This window comes from Nicoletella semolina (assembly GCF_004345745.1).
GTDB classification, from domain to species: domain Bacteria; phylum Pseudomonadota; class Gammaproteobacteria; order Enterobacterales; family Pasteurellaceae; genus Nicoletella; species Nicoletella semolina.
In genome coordinates this window covers 43,100-63,085 of the sequence record NZ_SLXJ01000007.1, presented here as the reverse complement: position 1 = coordinate 63,085, position 19,986 = coordinate 43,100, and the positions used below count along the sequence as shown (strand labels likewise).

17 protein-coding genes are annotated in these 19,986 nt (G+C 37.6%); 4 read left to right on the top strand and 13 right to left on the bottom strand.

From position 1 onward, the window contains the following. Nucleotides 1-109: 109 nt before the first annotated feature. Nucleotides 110-2,245, top strand: coding sequence for a phosphate acetyltransferase (gene pta / locus EV693_RS05740; protein WP_132501416.1), 2,136 nt, complete (start codon nucleotides 110-112; stop codon nucleotides 2,243-2,245). A 67-nt stretch (nucleotides 2,246-2,312) separates the two neighbouring features. On the opposite strand, the gene EV693_RS05735 is transcribed toward pta, so the two are convergent. Then, nucleotides 2,313-3,326, bottom strand: a complete 1,014-nt coding sequence (locus EV693_RS05735) for a Gfo/Idh/MocA family protein (RefSeq protein ID WP_132501415.1) — start codon at nucleotides 3,324-3,326, stop codon at nucleotides 2,313-2,315. Nucleotides 3,327-3,565: 239 nt separating this feature from the next. Here EV693_RS05735 and mltA point away from each other — a divergent pair, with 239 nt between their 5' ends. Then, nucleotides 3,566-4,657: a murein transglycosylase A gene (gene mltA / locus EV693_RS05730; protein ID WP_207906483.1), complete on the top strand. Its 1,092-nt coding sequence runs from the start codon at nucleotides 3,566-3,568 to the stop codon at nucleotides 4,655-4,657. Nucleotides 4,658-4,800: 143 nt separating this feature from the next. Here mltA and nanA read toward each other — a convergent pair whose 3' ends face one another. The 6 genes from nanA to rnd form a co-directional block, all read right to left on the bottom strand. Continuing rightward, nucleotides 4,801-5,682: an N-acetylneuraminate lyase gene (nanA, locus tag EV693_RS05725; RefSeq protein WP_132501413.1), complete on the bottom strand. Its 882-nt coding sequence runs from the start codon at nucleotides 5,680-5,682 to the stop codon at nucleotides 4,801-4,803. A 147-nt stretch (nucleotides 5,683-5,829) separates the two neighbouring features. Beyond that, nucleotides 5,830-6,696, bottom strand: coding sequence for a MurR/RpiR family transcriptional regulator (locus EV693_RS05720; protein WP_132501412.1), 867 nt, complete (start codon nucleotides 6,694-6,696; stop codon nucleotides 5,830-5,832). A 1-nt stretch (nucleotide 6,697) separates the two neighbouring features. Continuing rightward, entirely contained in the window at nucleotides 6,698-7,171 is a 474-nt protein-coding gene (gene nanQ / locus EV693_RS05715) for an N-acetylneuraminate anomerase (protein WP_132501411.1), read from the bottom strand. 188 nt (nucleotides 7,172-7,359) lie between these two features. Further along, nucleotides 7,360-8,874, bottom strand: a complete 1,515-nt coding sequence (gene ppx / locus EV693_RS05710; protein ID WP_132501457.1) for an exopolyphosphatase — start codon at nucleotides 8,872-8,874, stop codon at nucleotides 7,360-7,362. Nucleotides 8,875-8,951: 77 nt separating this feature from the next. Beyond that, nucleotides 8,952-10,301, bottom strand: a complete 1,350-nt coding sequence (pmbA, locus tag EV693_RS05705; RefSeq protein WP_132501410.1) for a metalloprotease PmbA — start codon at nucleotides 10,299-10,301, stop codon at nucleotides 8,952-8,954. A 32-nt stretch (nucleotides 10,302-10,333) separates the two neighbouring features. Further along, nucleotides 10,334-11,458 carry a ribonuclease D gene (gene rnd, locus EV693_RS05700; RefSeq protein ID WP_132501409.1) on the bottom strand — a complete coding sequence of 375 codons (1,125 nt, stop codon included), beginning with the start codon at nucleotides 11,456-11,458 and terminating at the stop codon, nucleotides 10,334-10,336. Nucleotides 11,459-11,773: 315 nt separating this feature from the next. On the opposite strand from rnd, the gene bioD reads away from it, so the two are divergent. Continuing rightward, nucleotides 11,774-12,499 carry a dethiobiotin synthase gene (gene bioD / locus EV693_RS05695; protein ID WP_132501408.1) on the top strand — a complete coding sequence of 242 codons (726 nt, stop codon included), beginning with the start codon at nucleotides 11,774-11,776 and terminating at the stop codon, nucleotides 12,497-12,499. A 48-nt stretch (nucleotides 12,500-12,547) separates the two neighbouring features. On the opposite strand, the gene EV693_RS05690 is transcribed toward bioD, so the two are convergent. From EV693_RS05690 to pckA, 6 genes are all read right to left on the bottom strand, one after another. Then, a complete protein-coding gene (locus EV693_RS05690) occupies nucleotides 12,548-13,474 on the bottom strand; it encodes an ATP-grasp domain-containing protein (RefSeq protein WP_132501407.1) in 927 nt (308 codons plus the stop codon). A 38-nt stretch (nucleotides 13,475-13,512) separates the two neighbouring features. Then, nucleotides 13,513-14,232, bottom strand: a complete 720-nt coding sequence (gene mtgA / locus EV693_RS05685) for a monofunctional biosynthetic peptidoglycan transglycosylase (protein WP_132501406.1) — start codon at nucleotides 14,230-14,232, stop codon at nucleotides 13,513-13,515. Nucleotides 14,233-14,259: 27 nt separating this feature from the next. After that, nucleotides 14,260-14,565, bottom strand: coding sequence for a trp operon repressor (trpR, locus tag EV693_RS05680; RefSeq protein WP_132501405.1), 306 nt, complete (start codon nucleotides 14,563-14,565; stop codon nucleotides 14,260-14,262). 98 nt (nucleotides 14,566-14,663) lie between these two features. Beyond that, nucleotides 14,664-15,287 carry an outer membrane lipoprotein periplasmic chaperone LolA gene (lolA, locus tag EV693_RS05675; protein ID WP_132501404.1) on the bottom strand — a complete coding sequence of 208 codons (624 nt, stop codon included), beginning with the start codon at nucleotides 15,285-15,287 and terminating at the stop codon, nucleotides 14,664-14,666. A 103-nt stretch (nucleotides 15,288-15,390) separates the two neighbouring features. Beyond that, nucleotides 15,391-17,709, bottom strand: a complete 2,319-nt coding sequence (locus EV693_RS05670) for a DNA internalization-related competence protein ComEC/Rec2 (RefSeq protein ID WP_132501403.1) — start codon at nucleotides 17,707-17,709, stop codon at nucleotides 15,391-15,393. A 173-nt stretch (nucleotides 17,710-17,882) separates the two neighbouring features. After that, nucleotides 17,883-19,496, bottom strand: coding sequence for a phosphoenolpyruvate carboxykinase (ATP) (gene pckA, locus EV693_RS05665; RefSeq protein ID WP_132501402.1), 1,614 nt, complete (start codon nucleotides 19,494-19,496; stop codon nucleotides 17,883-17,885). Between the two features lie 213 nt (nucleotides 19,497-19,709). Here pckA and ftsB point away from each other — a divergent pair, with 213 nt between their 5' ends. Continuing rightward, a complete protein-coding gene (gene ftsB / locus EV693_RS05660; RefSeq protein WP_132501401.1) occupies nucleotides 19,710-19,985 on the top strand; it encodes a cell division protein FtsB in 276 nt (91 codons plus the stop codon). Nucleotide 19,986: the final 1 nt, after the last annotated feature.

The following is a 19,986-nucleotide window of genomic DNA, read 5'->3' as shown; positions in this document are numbered from 1 at the left end:
ACTGGCAGGTTTTTAGCTTTTACAAGCGGTAGTTTTTAGTCAAAATTTTGCAAAAATTTTCTCAATATGCACCGCTTGTTGTATTTATCTTTTATTTGGAAATTTTACAATGTCCAGAACAATTATTTTAATTCCAATTAGCACTGGTGTCGGTTTAACCAGTGTCAGCCTTGGCTTAGTGCATTCTTTGGAACAAAAAGGGGCTAAAGTTGGTTTTTTAAAACCGATCGCTCAACCAATTAGTGGAGAAGATAACTTAGATCGTTCAACAACTATCATTCGTACTTCTCAAATAACGGAAGTTGGTGAGCCATTTATGTTGAGCGTTGCAGAAGCCTTAATTGGTCAAAATCAAACAGATGTATTGCTGGAGAAAGTCGTTGAGCGTCATCAGCAACTTGCTAAAAACTGCGATATAGTAGTTATTGAAGGGTTAATTCCCACTCGTAAAAATTCTTATGCGAGTAGCATTAACTATGAAATAGCTCAAACACTTGATGCAGAAATTATTCTTGTTGCCGCCCCTGCTGCGGATAAACCATCGCAATTGAAAGAACGTATTGATGCAGCAGCTTCTCAGTTCGGCGGAAAAAACAATCCAAATTTATTAGGTGCCGTCATCAATAAATTTAATGCCCCAGTTGATGAGTCTGGTCGTACTCGCCCAGATCTCACTGAGATTTTTGACTCTTTCCAGCATAGTACAAATAATATTGCAGAAATTGAAAATTTATTCACCAAAGGTCCAATCAAACTGCTGGCGTGTATCCCTTGGAAATCAGACTTAATTGCTACTCGTGCAATTGATTTAGTTAAACATCTACACGCTGCAATCATTAATGAAGGTGAAGTGTATAAACGCCGTATTCGTAGCATTACTTTCTGTGCGAGAAGTCTACCAAATATGGTCGATCATTTCAAAGCGGGCAGCCTGTTGGTGGCTTCTGCCGATCGTCCTGATGTTATTGTTGCGGCAGCGTTAGCTGCGATGAATGGAGTGGAAATTGGTGCATTGTTACTGACAGGTGGTTATAAAATTGATGCTCAAATTTCAAAATTATGCCAACAAGCATTTGAAACAGGATTGCCAATTTTCCGTGTAGAGGGCAATACTTGGCAAACTTCATTGAGTCTTCAAAGCTTCAGTTTGGAAGTACCAATTGATGATAAAGAACGCATTGATGCGATCAAACATTATGTGTCAGAGCAGTTTTATGAAGGCTTTATCGAAACAATTTCAAAAGGTGCGGTTAGAGCTCGCCGACTTTCTCCTGCAGCATTCCGTTATCAATTAACTGAATTAGCTCGCCAAGCGAAAAAACGTATTGTTTTACCAGAAGGCGATGAGCCTCGTACAATCAAAGCAGCTGCACTTTGTGCCGAACGTGGTATTGCTGAATGTGTGTTACTTGCTCCGCCAGCTGATGTTCATCGTGTTGCAGAAGCTCAAGGCGTTGTATTGGGAGCTGGCATTACCATTATTGATCCTGCGGATGTGCGTGAAAACTATGTCGCTCGTTTGGTTGAATTGCGTAAAAATAAAGGAATGACTGAAGTGGTTGCTCGTGAGCAATTATTAGATACAGTTGTGCTTGGCACAATGATGCTAGAAGCCAATGAGGTTGATGGCTTGGTATCTGGTGCTGTACATACCACGGCAAATACTATCCGTCCCCCAATGCAAATCATTAAGACCGCACCAGGTAATTCAATTATTTCGTCTGTGTTCTTTATGCTACTGCCAGATCAAGTGCTTGTATATGGAGACTGTGCGGTAAATCCTGATCCAACAGCAGAACAGTTAGCTGAAATTGCGATTCAATCTGCAGATTCGGCTAAATCATTCGGTATCGATCCTCGTGTTGCAATGATTTCGTACTCAACAGGGACATCAGGTTCTGGTGCAGATGTTGAAAAAGTAGCTGAAGCTACTCGTTTAGCAAAAGAAAAACGCCCAGATTTAATTATTGATGGTCCATTACAGTACGATGCGGCAATTATGGAAGATGTGGCTCGCTCTAAAGCACCAAACTCACCAGTTGCAGGAAAAGCCACTGTGTTTATTTTCCCAGATTTAAATACAGGTAATACCACTTATAAAGCGGTACAACGCTCAGCAGATTTAATCTCCATTGGTCCAATGCTACAAGGTATGCGTAAGCCAGTGAATGACTTATCTCGTGGTGCGTTGGTTGATGATATTGTTTACACTATCGCACTTACGGCAATTCAATCAACTCAATAATTTTTAAAGGCTGGGATTCCCCAGCCTTTTTGCTTTTTAACTACATTTTATTATTCACTTAGTCTAACTAGAATTTTTCCATGATCTCTTGAATATGTAATCCTTGTGAAATATAAGGTAATGATTTACTCGGTGTAGAATTAGTGAGAACCTCAACCCAATCTTTGTAAAGATATATGAATGAATCCGCCCAAAATGGCAATTCTTTAGGTGGATCCGTAAGTATTGCTTCCTCATCTAACGTAATCGTAACAACATCGGTATGATCAAAGGTGAGTAAGCGAATAACTTTTTCTTCTTTAATAGAATACCTAATTTCCCCTTTTTCAAAGATTAAATTAAGATACAGCCCAAGATCCTCTTCTGCCTCAGATTTGCTGGCGTGAATTCGAAAAAAAGTACCATTATTTGCTGTTCCTAAGATATAACCATTATCATCTACCTGTATATTTACGCCCTCTTTACTTTTCACTCTTGTTCCTTTGACAATAGTTAAATTATTAAGAGCTATTTGACTTTGGCTGAATAGGCAGAATAAATCTAAAAGATGGCAAGATAAATCCCCTAATGCACCACTACTTTTATGTTGGTGAGAAGACTCTTTCCAAGTGAGGTGATGACGTGTTAGAGCGGAATTCCGATTAAAATCGACTGAAAAAAAGACTAATTTACCTAAATTATTGTTTTCAATCAGTTGCAGTATTCTTTGAACTACACGGTTATAGCGATAGTTAAAGGAAATAATACTTTTTGGCGGTGCTATTTCTACCAATTGATTGGCTGATCCTAAAGTGGTAGACAACGGCTTTTCACAAAGTAACGGGATTTTTTTATGGGCTAACACCTGTTTTGCAAGTTCAACGTGTAAATGGTTTGGCGTACATATCACAAAAGCATCGCATATCTCTGCAAGTTGTTCTAAGCTATCACATAAAGTAGTTGGTAAAGAAACAGATTCACTTAATTTAAGCATACTCTCTGCTCTACCATACAATGCTAATCCTGTAATTTGTTTTATATGGGACATCGCATACGCGTGTGCATAAGCAATTCCACCACAACCCACAATACCAATAATCATAATAATCTCCGTATGTAAAAGACACAGTATAAAGCATTATACTCAATAACATAATATGTTATATAGCAACGAGCGGGACATTTACGCTAAGTTTAAGAAATATCGCTTAAACCACGCCCAATCTATAAATTGATTTTAAATTATTTACTTGCCTATATCGCTTTGATTAAAAGTTTGTTAGTCTTTATGTTTTTACTTCATCATTGGGAATATAAAATATGTCTTTTTCGGCTTGGAAAATGTCTAAAAAATGGAAAATTTATCAAAAAACTACCCTACTCTCGGCAATTGCATTCATTACAAGTTGTAATAACACCTCACAAAACAGTTACGACTTAACAAAATTTGGAGCAAGTTACACGGGCAGGCAATTTATCCCTCAATCAATGCCAACGGTTGCGACATCATATATTGCAAAATCAGGTCAAATTATTAATCAACAAGATTTCTTAACGCAATTAGATAATGTTCGTCACTACTCTACTCGTCTTGCAAATCAATATGCCGTAACTTATGGGAAAATTACCTCTTGGCTTGCGGCTGGCGGTCGTCTTCAAGAATTGACCCGCTATGGCGTACAGCTAAATCAAATGAGAGGACAAGATGGCTATCAAAACGTAATGATGACAGGTTATTTTGTTCCCATTATTGAAGCAAGAACAACACCTCAGGGCGAGTTTCGTTATCCTATTTATGCAATCCCTCAGGGAAATAAAAAGTATTCTCGATCTGAGATCTATCAAGGGGCATTGAATGGGCGAGGATTAGAACTCGCCTATAGTAACTCGCTACTTGATAATTTCTTAATGGAAGTACAAGGTAGCGGATTTGTCCATATTGGCGACGGCAATTTACGCCACTTTGCTTATGGGGATAAAAATGGTTACAGCTATACTTCTATTGGGCGTTTATTAGTTGAGGCAGGAGAAATAGAAAAAGAAAAAATGTCTGTCCAAGCTATTCGACAATGGGCTGAACGCAACCCAAATAAGCTACAAGGTTTATTAGAGCGTAACCAATCATTTGTTTATTTCCGACCTGATGCAACGTTTGATGTAAAAGGATCTGCTGGCGTACCATTAGTTGCACTTGCATCAGTTGCTTCTGACAGAAATATTGTCCCATCAGGTAGTGTATTGTTAGTCGAAATGCCGCTCATCGATCATAATGGAAACTGGAGAGGACGACACGAATTACGCTTGATGGTTGCACTCGATGTTGGAGGTGCAGTAAAAGGTCAGCATTTCGATATATACCAAGGCATTGGGGAAAAAGCTGGACATCAAGCTGGTTTAATGAAACATTTTGGACGAGTTTGGGTGCTAAATTAGTTTTTTGAGATGAATAAAATAAAACCGTCTATGTAGGCGGTTTTATTTCTAATATGCTTCCTAACAGCAACACCAGCATTAGTTTTTTCATTATTATTTGAATATCCCCACCCAAAGGTGGGGAAAAGTCAGAAAAATTTTCACTAAGAAAGGAATTTTGCTTTTAATTCCTTCACTATTTGTTTTTGTGCTGGTGTTAAATCTTTAGTCATCGGCTCACGGCAGTAGCCTGCATTTACGCCTTCTTCTTCTAACAAACCTTTAATGGTTTGATATAAGCCGTTACCTAAAATACCTTCAATCAGATCATTGGTAACATTTTGGATTTCAAGTGCTTCTTTAATTTTACCTTGTTGAGCAAGTTCAAAAATCTGACGAGCACGAACACCGTTTACATTAAATGTTGAACCAATCGCACCATCAATCCCTAATACACTTGCAGGTAACATCATTTCATCAAATCCAGCATAAATGAGATGGTTAGGGAATGCTTTACGCAAACGTTCTAATAGATAAAAATCACCAGCCGTGAATTTCACACCGATGATTTTCTCATTTTCAAACAATTCAGCAAATTGATTAACGCCAATATTTACCCCTGTTAAAAACGGAATAGAATACACGATCATCTTATTTCCAGTTTCACGAATTATCGTTTCGTAGAAATTTTTAATCTCAGGGAAGCTGAATTTATAATAGAATGGCGTAACCGCAGACAGGCTGTCATAACCCAACTCAGTCGCATATTTCCCCAGTTCTACTGCTTCTTTTAAGTTCACACTACCAACCTGTGCAATCAAAGCAATCTGATCTTTTGCTTCATCTTTTGCAATACGGAAAATTTCCTTTTTTTCTTCGGTGGAGAGCATAAAATTTTCACCTGTAGAACCACCAACATACAAGCCATCAACTTTCATTTTGTCGATATTATGGCGGATAATTTGGCGTAAGCCTTTTTCATTGATCGTCCCATCTTCATTGAATGAGACTAATAATGCACTGAAAATACCTTTAAGATTTTTCATTTGAAGTTCCTTAATTAAAGAGAAATTTTAAAAATAGCGGTAACTTTTTGCAAAAAATCCACATAAACTCACCGCTTATACCCTAAGAGAAACAACATGTATCTTTAATACAACTGTCTCTACAAATATGTATTACCCTACAAAAACTTATTTCATACGCTGTTCTAAAATTACATTAAGCGTTTTCTGTTTCTGTTGTACAGCTTTCTCTGGCTCAGCCTTGACTAGCAAGGTGTAAATCAGATCAAGAACAAAAAGCTGTGCCATCTTTGTGCCAATTGAGTCACCTTGCATATAGCCTTGACGATTGCCGTTGATTAAAACATAATCAGCTACTTCTGTAATTGGGGAACGTAAATTATGTGTAATAGCAATAGTCGTCGCACCACTCTTTTTCGCAATGCCTAATGCTTTTGTTGTTTCTTCAGAATAACCTGAATGACTAATCCCCATAACGACGTCCCCTGCTTGCAATAATGCTGCCTGCATATACATAAAATGATTATTCGTTACAGCATCTGCCTGTAGCCCAATACGCATCAATTTATGCTTTACCTCTTCTGCAGTTAGCCCTGACGATCCTACACCAAAGAGAAAGATCCGTTTTGCTTGACATAATTGCTCAACAACCTTCTCAAGCTCATCAAAATCCAATAAATTAATCGTTTCTGTGATGACATTCATCAGCATTGTTTGCAACTTCATTGCAATTTCATTCGGTGAGTCAGTTTCTGATACATCTGTATCAAGCAATTCACCACTTTCTTTTTGTTGTGTCGCTAATTCAATTGCTAAATCCAACTTAAAATCAGCATACCCTTTAAAACCTAGCGTTCGGCAAAAGCGAATGAACGTCGCTTCACCCACACCAATTTGACTTGCAACTTCTGATAATGAACATTGACCTAACAAGTTGGGGCGAGACAAAATTGCATTTGCAATTTTCTTTTCTGTTTTCGTTAAACTATTTTCTAATGCCCCAATAGTATCTAAAATTTTTCCTTGAGAAGACATCTTATTGCTCTAAAAGTGCTGTTGGTACTTTCACCACGAGTTTACGCAATAGTCGATGGTTTCCCCCTACTGAATTCCCTGGTTTATGTGGCTCATAAGCAAGAAAGATCGCAAACATATTCGGCTGTAAAACAAGCTCATTTTTATGCTCAATTTCATCAGTAAGCTGGTAATCATCTTCATCTCGGTACTCATCAAAACGAGATAAGTCAGGCTGTGACAAACCATACTCAATCATTTCCTCGCCAGAAATAACCACTTGAATATCAATAAATTTACGGTGCATTTCTGCTTTCTTACCAGCTGGAGATGAGGTTTCAAACTCCATTACATTCATTTGAACTCCCTCTTCAAGTTCTTGCCAACCTAAAGGCAGATGTGCTAAATCAAGTTGTTTTAATTTAGCACATAAACGAGCAAAAACAGGCGGTAAAGAAAGAGCAAAATCATCACGAGATAAATCACCTAAAAGCATAGCAAACTCCTCTTGCAAATATGCCATTTATGAAGCATTCACTCCATAATAAAAATTAAAAGGAAGATATACTCCATAGAGTAAAGTGTTATTGAATAAATAACAAGAGGAAAACTTAAAAAATGATAAATAGATCAAAATTTAATGGTAAAGCTGCTGAAAATTAGCAGCAGCGACCGACTATTATCTTATCTGTAGGTGAAATCAATATGGAGTGCCTTAAGTAGTTTTTTTTCTTCTGCTAAATCATTATGTATTAATGGATTTTGAATAAGAAAATTTGGTTCAAAAGTTAATATCCAATGCCCACTCTCGATCAGAAACTGCAAATATTGAGGCGAAATTGTCGCTTGGCGAGCACGATTCAGTAATACGGCTAAACGCAGTAGACATAAAATGGTGATCACATCACGATTATTGAAACGATTCATAGAGCGAATATCACTATAATTAACACTGTTTAAATGAAAACGTACCAATATTGCCAATAATTTCTTTTGTTCTTCATCAAACCCTGGCAGATCTAGATTTGCAATGATATAGGCAGAATGACGATTGACACCATTATGATTGATACAGATTCCAATTTCGTGCAATAAACTCGCCCATTTCAAAATAGAACCTAATTGTTTGGCTTGCTTCGGATGCTGCCAACATTGCACCTGTGCAAATAGATTAAGTGCGGTATTTTTTACACGTTCAGCTTGAGGTCGATCAATATCGAATTGTTCAACTAAGGATTCGAGCGTACGTTGTCGAATGTTACCTACTTGAAAATATTTTTCCAATCCATACATCACCCCTTCTCGTAATGCTCCATTAGAATAGCGCATTGATTGAATGTGAAACGTATGGAATAACGCTAATAAGATAGCAAGACCGGGAACAAGCACATCTGCACGCTCTTCAGTCAAGCCTTGCAACTTTATTTGGTGAAGAGAATTAAATTCTAAACAGGTCTGAATAACACGCTTTAAACGCCGCTCAGTAATCAAGCCATCCCGATAACCATTGGCAATTAAAATTTTACTGACAGTTTTAATTGTCCCTGATGATCCTAAAACGTGTTGCCAACCAAGCTGGCGGTACTCCCAGCTTAAATCTTCGATTTTTTCTACCGCAACCTGATAGGCGTGTTCAAACCTTTCTTTAGTTAATTTTCCCTCTGGAAAAAAACGTTTAGCAAAACTCACACACCCCATATGTCGGCTTTCCGCTCGTAATGGGGCAAACTCATCTCCAATACTCATTTCTGTCGAACCGCCACCAATATCCACCACAAGTTTTCGCCCTTTTTCAGGCTGAGTATGGCAAACGCCTAAATAAATTAGGCGAGCTTCTTCTTGTCCTGAAATAATATCAATTGGGAAAGGAAAAACACGTTGGGCTTGCTGTAAAAACGCCTGATTGTTTACCGCCCTGCGAAGCGTATAAGTTCCGACTACTTTAACATTTTCAATTGAGAACCCTTGTAGTCGCTTGGCAAATAAAGCCAAACAAGCCACTCCACGCTCAATCGCTTCTTGATTAAGCACTCGATGTTCATCTAACCCTTCTGCTAAACGCACACGACGTTTAATCCGTGATAGTACCTGAATTGAACCATTTACAATTCGAGCAACAATCATATGAAAGCTATTCGATCCTAAATCAATGGCAGCAAACTCACGAGGCGGTTGGTGATGGAAGTTAATTTTGGGCATCATATTTTCAAATTTCATCAATCAAAATTAATGGAAGTCTATTTTTATTATCAGTAAAATTTTGTTTACAGTCGGTATTATTCACCAGAAATACGCAATTTGTCTAATAATATTGAACCTGTTTGAATATTTGAACGCTGTTCAATATCATCGCTTACCGCAACCATATTTCTAAACATATCTTGTAATCTTCCCGCAATCGTAATTTCAGCCACAGGATATTGAATTTCACCGTTCTCAACCCAAAAACCTGCTGCACCACGAGAATATTCTCCCGTTACCCCATTAATCGCACTCCCAAGCATTTCTGTTACCAGTAGCCCTGTTCCCATCTCGTTTAGTAACGCATCTAATCCACCAGTACAATTAGGTTGTACAAGCCAGTTATGAATCCCCCCTGCGTGTCCTGTGGTTTGTCGCCCTAATTTACGCCCACTGTATGAGGTTAATAAATAGGTTTGTAGCACGCCATCTTGAATAATTTGCTGATCTTTTGTTATCACGCCTTCGCTATCAAAAGGTGATGAAGCAAGCTGCCTTAATAAATGAGGTTTTTCCTCTAATTGAAACCAAGAAGGCAGAATTTGTTCGCCTAATTTATCTTGTAAAAAGCTGGCTTTACGGTAAAGTGCTCCACCACTAATCGCCCCAGCCAAATGTCCAATTAGCCCTGTTGCCACATCGTTATAAAAAATCACTGGAGCTTCACAAGTGGGTAATTTCTGTGGATTTAAGCGTTCAACTGCTTTAATGGCAGCCTGTTCCCCTACCCATTTGGGCGAGGCTAATTTGTCAAATTCTCGTGAAATGGTATATTCATAATCCCTTTCAAGGGCATCTTGATAAGCAGAAATCACGCTACAAGAAAGAGAATAACGGCTAGAAAGATAACTTTGTAGCATTCCGTGGCTATTGCCGTAGATACGAATGCCACAATGTGAATTAAAAGTTGCCCCATCACTATTAACGATACGCTCATCTTTACTTAAAGCAAAATGCTCAGTTTCTGTTGCAAGTTCAATCGCTTCCTCTACGCTCATATCGGCTTGATGAAATAAGTCTAAATCAGGCGGATTAAACGCCATCATTTCTTTATCTGCCAAGCCAGCACACTCATCTTCAGAGGTATATTTTGCAATCGCTAGAGCAGATTCGACCGCTCGTTGAATAGATTGAGGCTGTAAATCGGAAGTGGAAGCATTACCTTTACGTTTGCCAAGATAAACTGAAATCCCTAGCGAGCCATCATTATTAAATTCAATATTTTCAGTATTTTCTAAGCGAGTAGACACCGAAAGTCCTGTAACTTTTGTTGTTGCAACCTCGGCTACCGCCCCAGCTTTTTCAGCAAGCTCAATTGCTTGCTCAACCGCTAAGCGAAGCTGCTGTTCCTGTTGTTGTAACATTTCTTTTGTTGTAAATAGCATAAGTACCTTAAATGATAATTATAAATTGTGCCTTAGCCGCCAAAGACGGCTTGATAAAGTTGTTCACCATAACTCCGCCGCCAGCCTTGCAGCAATTCAGGCAAATGCTGCGGATCTTGTCCCATTTTATGCCATTTAAATAGCTGATTTAATTGTCTCTTACTTGCAAATAATTCGCTTGGTAAATCCGCTGGTATAATTCGTGCTATCTGCTGTTGTAATCCTTTCAATGTCGCTTTGTAATCTGGATCATCAACTAAACGAGTGATCGGAGGGGGATAGTCTTTTTCAGAGATTGCTCTACTTTGTTCAACTAACCATAATAATTTTTTTCCATAAGCTCGCACTTCATTTGGGTGCATAAATTCCAATAACGTAGCGGTATGTTTTGGTTGAATTTTTGCAATTTGCCATAAACTTTGCTCTTTGACGATAAAATTTAATGCTCGATTCCGTTTTTGAGCTTCTTCTAGTCGCCATTTCGCTAATATTCTCAATACGGCAAGCTGCTGAGAAGTTAATTGCCACGCATTGCCAATATCTTGATAAGCCTTGAGGGAATCAGATAGTTGTTGGCGTTTAACCAATAGTGTCTCACATTCCTGTTGAGCGGCGGTTTGCCAGCCTGTTTGGTTCAGTTTTTCTACAAGCTGGTGATAAATCGGCAAAAGGTAAAATACATCTGCGGCTGCATATTGACACTGCTTCTCACTTAATGGACGAGCAAGCCAATCCGTGCGGGATTCACCTTTGTCTAGTGTAATGCCTAAATACAATTCAACCAATTTAGCAAATCCTAGAGAAGCCCCTTCCCCCAAAAACGCCGCCATAATTTGAGTATCTAACATAGGCGTTGGCATTTGTTGAATATGATATAAAAATACTTCTAAATCCTCGCTACAGGCGTGTAACACCTTGATAATTTGAGTATTCGCTAGCAGTGCTTTAAAGCAACTAAAATCATTAATCCCTTGTGGGTCAATCAAATAGACATTATTGCCATCAAATAATTGAATCAAGCCTAATTGAGGATAGTAAGACCGAATTCGAACAAACTCAGTATCTAAAGCCACAACAGATTTTTGGCTCGCTTGCGTGCAGCATTCTAACAATTTTGACTGGGTATCAACCCAAATATAATCAATTTGTGCAGACATTTTTTCTCTTTCGGTTATAACGTAGTTAAATTATTGCATAAGTTGCTAAATTAAGCGGTTAATATCAAAGATTTTTACCTCTGAGCATTTTAGCCGATTTCATTCTTTTTAGGGCAACAATGCTGATTAAATAATGCTTTATGTAAACATAGTGGCAATAAATGCATAATGAAGTCCCTATCAAAGAATAGACAAATACATAAAACTTTGATCAAGAACATTATTTTATTGTAAATTTTTCGTTAAACTACGCATTGTCTTTATTTTTCACGGTTCATTACAGGCTATTTATTACAAAATTATATAAGCAAAATTATGGCAACACTTTTTATTACAGGATCCGATACCGATGTTGGGAAAACCATCGTTACTCGCACACTGATACAATTATTGGCAAAATATGAGATTACCAGCGTAGGTTATAAACCTATCGCTTGTGGTGGCGATGACTCTCTTCCGACTGAACCCAATATGGACGATTATGCCTGCCAAAATAATAGTGATGTTCTATTATTACAAAAAAGCTGCCCAATTTCAGTGCAGTATCGAGAGATCAATAGCTACTCTTTTATCCATTCTAGCACGCCAGTCTTTGCAGCTCTTGATGCCGTTCGTCATATTAGCAAAGAAAAACTTGATAGGGACTTGGCACGATTAGAACAAAAATATCAACACGTTTTGGTTGAAGGAACTTACGGCTGGCTAACACCAATTAATAAAGATATTACTTTTGCCGACTGGGTCAATCAGCACCAAATTCCCACTATCTTAGTTGTTGGAATTAAAGAAGGCTGCGTCAATCACGCCTTACTCACCGCATCAGTAATGCAACAACAAGGCGTAAAATTATTAGGCTGGGTAGCAAATCGCATTAACCCTGGTTTACGCCATTATGCAGAACTCATTGAATTACTTAGCCAACGGATTAACGCACCACTATTAGGGCAAATCCCTTATATTGGGCAAGCGGATAAAAAAGATCTTACGGATTTTATACAATCACCAGGACCATTATTACACCATTTTAGATTGAGCTATTAGTAATTCACACATCTCAATCTTTGTTAATAACTCGTTTTTGACTAGCGGTTAATTTTCCTCTATTTTTTGCAAAAGATGACGAATGATTAGATTTGCAATATCTATTTGGCTCACAGATTCAATCATTTCTAACCCTGGGCTCGCATTCACTTCTAGAACTTGCAAGCCAGAGTGGGTTTCAATTAAATCCACGCCAGCCACATCAAGTCCTAATGCTTTAGTGGCTTGGACGGCTAAATCTTGATCCTCTTTTGTTAAGTTTAATACTTTTGCTTGCCCACCTTGATGAATATTGGCTCGAAATTCACCCGTTGAGCTTTCTCGTTGCATTGCTGCAACAACGTTATCCCCAATCACAAATGCTCGAATATCTCGCCCACTTGATTCTGCAATAAACTGTTGTAATAAAGTAGGAATATTGGCAGCTCGCAAGGTATCAAGCATACTTACTCCACTGCTACGATTTTCTGCTAACATTACTCCAACACCTTGTGAGCCTGACAATGTCTTAATGACAGCAGGAAAGGAAAATTGAGCTACACTATCCCTATTGTTAAAAAGATCACCACTAAATACGGTGATCGGAATAGGAATACCTTGAGCGTGCAACAGTTGTAGCGATTGCCACTTATCTCGTGCTAGTCGAAAAGCGGCGGAACTATTTAATGTTACAATGCCTGCTAGCTCAAATTGACGTAATACATTACACCCCATTTCTGTACTCAATGTGCCAAAGCGAGGTAAGACGCCTTGATATTCGTTCATAAGGTCTAAGCAAACGATTGGTTCATTTACGCTTTTCTTATCGAAATGCTTGCCTCGTTGATAATGAAGTTCAGTGCCTGAAGGTGCTAATTTAATATGAAAACGATTAGGATCAAGGATATCAAGATCAATACCAAATCCTTTTGCTGCCTCGGCTAAACGCTGACAACTATATAAACGAGGTTCTCGGCAAAGCATTAATAATTTCATTTCATATTCTTTCATCTAAGTCCAATAGGCTGGCAAATTTATAATTTATCTAAATAGGCTGCACCGCCTAAATTCTGAACCTGTCGCATAATCCAGTGTTGGCGAGTACGCATTGCTGCGTTTGGAGATTTCACTTTAAAAATATGAGGGTTAGGTAATGAAGCAGCTAAAAGCGATGCCTCCTGCAAGGTTAAAAGATTTGCGGATTTATGAAAATAATATTGAGCTGCTGCTTCTACGCCAAAAATACCGTATCCAAATTCAGCAATATTCAAATAAACTTCTAAAATACGAGATTTATCCCAAATATTTTCAACCAACAGCGTTAGCGGCACTTCAATGACCTTTCTCGTCCAGCTTGCCTCATGCCAAAGGTAGAGATTTTTAACTGTTTGTTGAGAAATCGTTGAAGCTCCTCTCGGTTTTCTCTTGCTTTTTTCATTGCGTTGTAACGCTTTTTCAATTGATTGAAAATCAAACCCAAAATGCTGCTCAAATTTCTGATCCTCTGCGGCAATAACCGCCATCTGCATTTGCCAAGAAATTTGTTTTAAATTGACCCAATCATATTCAATGGAATAATCTTTTCTTTGTAACCAACTTTCTATTTTTCTCTGAGCCATATAAGACGAAAATGGCACAGGCACGACCATAAAAAGCAGTGTAAGGATAATATAAAATCCAGCCAATACCGCTAAAATTTTGCCAATCGTAACCGCTATTTTTCTTAATAGACGATGAAATGCTCTCCCAATCATTTAAATGCTTCTCGATATAATTATGCATTATTTATGGTTTAGCTGATGATTGATCCAATCTAGTATATCAGGATCAACTGTCTTGAGCATATTCGACCCTCTTGTAATTGTAGCGGCACTCGTATTGAGTTGCTGCTGAATTTCTCGTTGCGAAAGCGTATTGCTCAGCAATTCACGCACAATTTGCACACGTAATCCCAAAGCATTACGTTCATCAATAGTTAAAAAAATAGAAAGTAACAAATCCAATTTATCTTCTTTAATTGCATTTTGTAACAGGATTAAAAATTGCTGCCATTCCTGTGGATCACGAGATTGATAAATATTTTTCATTTTATTTTATCCATTTAAACATCAATACATCTAATACAACAGATGATAAAGTACAAGAGGTTAGATCCTTTTTAAATTATGCAAACGTAGCCGTTGTGTTATTTTTTAGTACGTTGATCATCAATCTCTGTTCCTTTAGGAGCAGAAAATTGAAAAAGTGAACTTGGCTGCGTTGCAGTTGAAATATTACGCAATATATATAAATTACTCTGTCCATCTTGTTCAATAACACTAAACCCTTTCAGTACCCCTTTATCATCAATTCGCAAATCAAACTGTTTAATTGTGCTCTTTGATTTCGGTTTTAAAGTAAAAGTATCCGAATTTTGTGTAACATCATATTTTTCCCAATGCGATTTATCATTACTAGTCAGTAAAACGAATGGTGTACTACTCACTGACTCTTCCAGCCCATTCACTGTTACCTGTTCAACAAAAGGATCATAAAACCACAAAGCCTTACCGTCAGAAATAATGGTATTTTCTTGTGGCGTGTTAGTCTCCATTCGGAATAAATTTGGGCGTTTAACAAAAAATTTTCCGTCACCTTTTTGTATCTCAACGCCTTTATTTGAACGCACAATCTGCTCAAAATCTGCATTATATTGATTGGCATTTTCTAAACGTCTCTGTAATTCTGCAACGGAATGCACATCAGCAAAAGCAAAGCTAGACAATGTCGTAGCACTAAAAAAAATAGCTTGAAACAATTTTTTCTTCATATTCCCTCTTAATCGTACTCATTTCAGTGTAAGTAACATTAATACACTAGTACAATAGTCTTGAGACATATTATCACTAAATTCTAGATTAGAAAAATCAGCATTAATGAAAAAGCTGTTGATACCACGGACTGAATACTGTTCTAGTAGATTGTATTTCATAATGGCTCTCATAAAAACTAACCGTGATCATACCTGTTTCTGCGGTATTTAAAACAGAGATTTTATGCTGTTGTAAATTGGCTAAAATACTTTGATGAGGCAACTTCCACGGATTCCATCTCCCCGACGAAATAATTGCCCATTCAGGCTGTGTTGTTGCTAGTAATGTATGACTGGTACTCGTTTTACTACCGTGATGTCCCACTTGCAAAAAATTAATTTTTCCGACTAGGGGAGAAAAAATACGCTCTTGCTCTACTCCACTATCTCCCGTCAATAATAGCCGATATTCTTTGATTTTTTTATCATACTCACCCACTTTGATTTCAACCTGTAATACACAAGAATCTTCATTTCTTGCTCTCGCTTTTTTATTTGCAATAATTGAGTGAGGATAGACCGCTTTGATATTGATGTAATCACCAAATTGCCAATATGTGCCAAGCTGACAATGCTCAACTTTATGATGTCCATAATTATTTTGTCCAGAAACCACTAATTTTGCTTTAGGGTAACGCTTTAATAATGGTTTTACCCCGCCTGAATGATCGTTATCATCGTGGCTCACAAACAGTGCTTCAACATCAATCCCCTGTCTGATTAAATAAGGAATAATCTCTAATTGAGCCATTGAACCGCCAGCCCATTTCGCCCCTGTATCGTATAAAATCGCTTTTTTCTCCCCCTTTTCTTTATAAATCAACCCCATAGCTAATCCTTGCCCGACATCAAAATGCACCCACTGTACTAAAGGGAAAGGAAATAGCCATTCAAAAAAAGCATAGCTACGATTAAATAGGATAAGCAAAATAAATAAGATACTCATAATGAATTTTGAAGTGCGTTGAATAATTGCCCATAAAATCACCAAAAATAATAAATTTATACTTAACAGCTGCCATTGTGATTCTGTGCTTAAATTAAACCAATAATGACTTAATGGCTCAATCAAGTACATACTTATTTGCACTAGCCAGTCTGCTAGCTGCCAAGTCTGAAGAATATTGTCTGTCATTAAACTTATAAAAATAAGCGGTACGAGCAAAAAACTATACATCGGCACAATAAGCATATTGGCTAAAAAAGCGAAAGGAGATGTCCCTTCAAAAAAGAAGAGCTGCACAGGCGAAAAAACCAGCCATATCCCAAGTTGTAAATGAGCTAATGACAATAACAAGCGGTTGAATAAATGAAATTTTTTGCAATTTTCACACCACGGAAATTGTTTAAGAGGAAAATAGCGATACCAAATAATTAGACTGCCTACAGCTAAAATGGATAACCAAAAGCTATCAGACAGTAGTGTCAATGGATCACATAATAATAACAAAGCGATAACTCGCCACCAATACTGCCAAGGCGTATAACATCTGCGTTTTAACTGACAAAGAAAAACAAAGACGATTGCTAATAATGCTCGCAGTGTTGGAATAGAAAAGCCTGCGAGGGAACTATAACTTAGCGCAAAAATCAGCCCTATAATGCGAGGAAAAAGAAAGGAAAAGCCGAGTCCAATAAAATTAAAATTTCTTCCATATTTTAATATAAGCCATTGCATAACCTTTGCAAGCCAAAAGCCAAATCCCATTGCCAGCCCAATATGTAACCCAGAAATAGCGATTAAATGTGCAGTGGTCGTATGTTGGAAAATTGCCCAATCCGAGGCTTTTAGCCACGCTCTTTCACCAAGTGTTAATGCTAATAGTATTCCTTCACTGGATAGATCAGTCAGTTGTTTTTTTATGCGGTATAACCAGCTTGCTCGAAAAGATAATGCTTTATTTTCAATTAATTGTGCTTTTTTTACGGTTGCAATGGCGTCAATATGTTGTGCAACATACCAGCGTTGGCGATCAAAATTGCCTTTATTTAGTCTTGCAGAAATGGGTCTTGGTACGAGTTTAATTTGGTAATAAGCAGAAAGGATTAAGGGAATTTCACTCTGCCAATGCAGATATAACCGCTTTCCAGTATGTGTTTCACCTATTGCTGTTTGGTAGTCTTGTTGCTTTAAAATTTGTACAATTTGAATCGTTTGTGTGTCGGCAAAATCAGCCTCTGTTATTGATTTTTTCGCAACACTGTCAATATAGCTATAATTTATCAAAAGTAATGCGAATAATATGACAAGCGATGTTCTAAACCACAATGCCACGATACAAGCTAGTGCGAATATGTTGATAATCAAAGGAAAAAAGGATTGGGGTAATACCGTAATTGGTAGCATTAACACAACAAACCCAATGACCAAGCGATCCATACTTCTTTCAGCTCCCTAGCTATCTCAAGCCAAGTATGCTGGATTTATGAATAAATCGGAAAAGTTAAATCTGATTTTGCGATCGAGATCGCAAAAATAGAATTTGGTCGTTTTTTATGTGAGTAAGGACAGCCTATGTCCTTACCCACTGTGCTATCAAATGATTAATGTACCTATAAAATTTGAGGTCCTGCAGCCACCAATTTCTCTCCCTCTTTCGTTGATATATATTTTGCAAAATTTTGAGTAAAACGGAGTGCTAGATCTTCAGCCTTTTTATACCAATCAGCTTCGTTTTCATAAGTATGACGAGGATCTAAAATTGCGCTATCTACATTTGGCAGGCTTGCTGGAATAGCTAAATTAAAAATCGGCAATTGCGTTGTTTGAGCATTCTCAATAGTACCATCTAATATCGCATCAATAATCGCTCGAGTATTTTTTAGTGAAATCCGTTTATTCGTGCCATTCCAGCCCGTATTGACCAAATAAGCCTCTGCACCAACTGCTTCCATACGTTTTAATAATACTTCTGCGTATTTTGTTGGGTGGAGAGACAGGAATGCCGCACCAAAACAAGCTGAAAATGTTGGAGTCGGTTCGGTAATTCCTCTTTCCGTTCCAGCCAATTTAGCAGTAAAACCTGATAGAAAGTAGTATTTGGTTTGTTCTGCCGTAAGTTTTGATACAGGCGGCAACACGCCAAATGCATCTGCGGTCAGGAAAATTACCTTTTTAGCGTGGCCTGCTTTGGAAATGGGTTCAACAATGTTATCAATATGATAGATAGGATAGGAAACACGAGTATTTTCAGTTTTAGAACCATCAGCAAAATCTACCTCGCCATTCTCTTTAACTACCACATTTTCCAACAAGGCATCTCGGCGAATAGCTCGATAAATGTCAGGTTCATTTTCCTCGGAAAGATTAATCGTTTTTGCATAACAGCCACCTTCGTAATTAAACACACCATTATCGTCCCAGCCATGTTCGTCATCACCGATAAGCTTACGCTTCGGATCGGTTGAAAGCGTTGTTTTTCCTGTGCCTGATAAACCAAAGAAAATAGCAACATCACCCGCTTCGCCAACATTCGCAGAACAATGCATTGAAGCAATCCCCTTGAGTGGCAGCCAATAATTCATCAGTGAAAATAGCCCTTTTTTCATTTCACCGCCGTACCACGTTCCACCAATCAGTTGAATGTTTTCAGTGAGATTAAACGCAACAAAATTTTCAGAATTTAAGCCTTGCTCTTTCCAATTCGGATTGGTCACTTTTGAACCATTCATCACTACAAATTCAGGCTGGAAATCAACTAACTCCTCTTCTGTTGGACGAATAAACATATTTTTGACAAAGTGTGCCTGCCAAGCGACTTCCGTAATGATGCGTACTGCTACACGACTATCTCTATTCGCTCCACAAAACGCATCAACCACAAATATCCGCTTGTTTGATAGCTGCTGAGTAACGAGATTTTTTAGAGCTTGCCACGTTGATTGTGTCATGGGTTTATTATCATTTTTAATCTGTTCAGAAGTCCACCACACCGTATCTTGTGTGGTTTTATCCAATACAATATATTTATCTTTAGGTGAACGTCCTGTAAAAATCCCTGTATCCACCGCAACTGCACCTGAAGTCGTAAGATAACCTTTCTCAAATCCCGCTAATTCAGACTGCGTTTCTTCTTCAAAAAGTTGCGAATAGCTTGGATTATAGACAATAGCTTTCATATTGGTTATACCAAGATGTTCAAGTTGGGTAACAATTTGATTAAACATACAGACCTCAATAGCTAAATAAATGTGGCGAGATTATAAACATTTTTATAAAAAAATAATTTGATCTACTTCACACTTTTGAAAATTTCAAAAAAAATCGCCAATACAAATGCAGCTTTGATAGAATGTATTCTACATTTTAGATGTTTTAGAACGAATTAAAATTAATCATTTATGATAAAACGATAACTATTTATTTTTAGGATAATAGAAATGCGTATATTAACCGCTATTTTGTTTACTTTATTATGTTATTTTCAATATAGTTTTTGGCTAGGGAAAAACGGTTGGCTAGATTACGAAGTAGTTAGAGAAAATGTAGTGGAATTGGAAGTACATAATGCAAAATTACACTCTCGAAACCAATTAATTATGGCAGAAATTTATGATTTGAAAACGGGCGTTAATGCTTTAGAAGAACGAGCGAGACTTGAGAGAGAAATGGTGAAAAGTGATGAAACTTTCTATCGTATTGTCCCACGCCATTAGA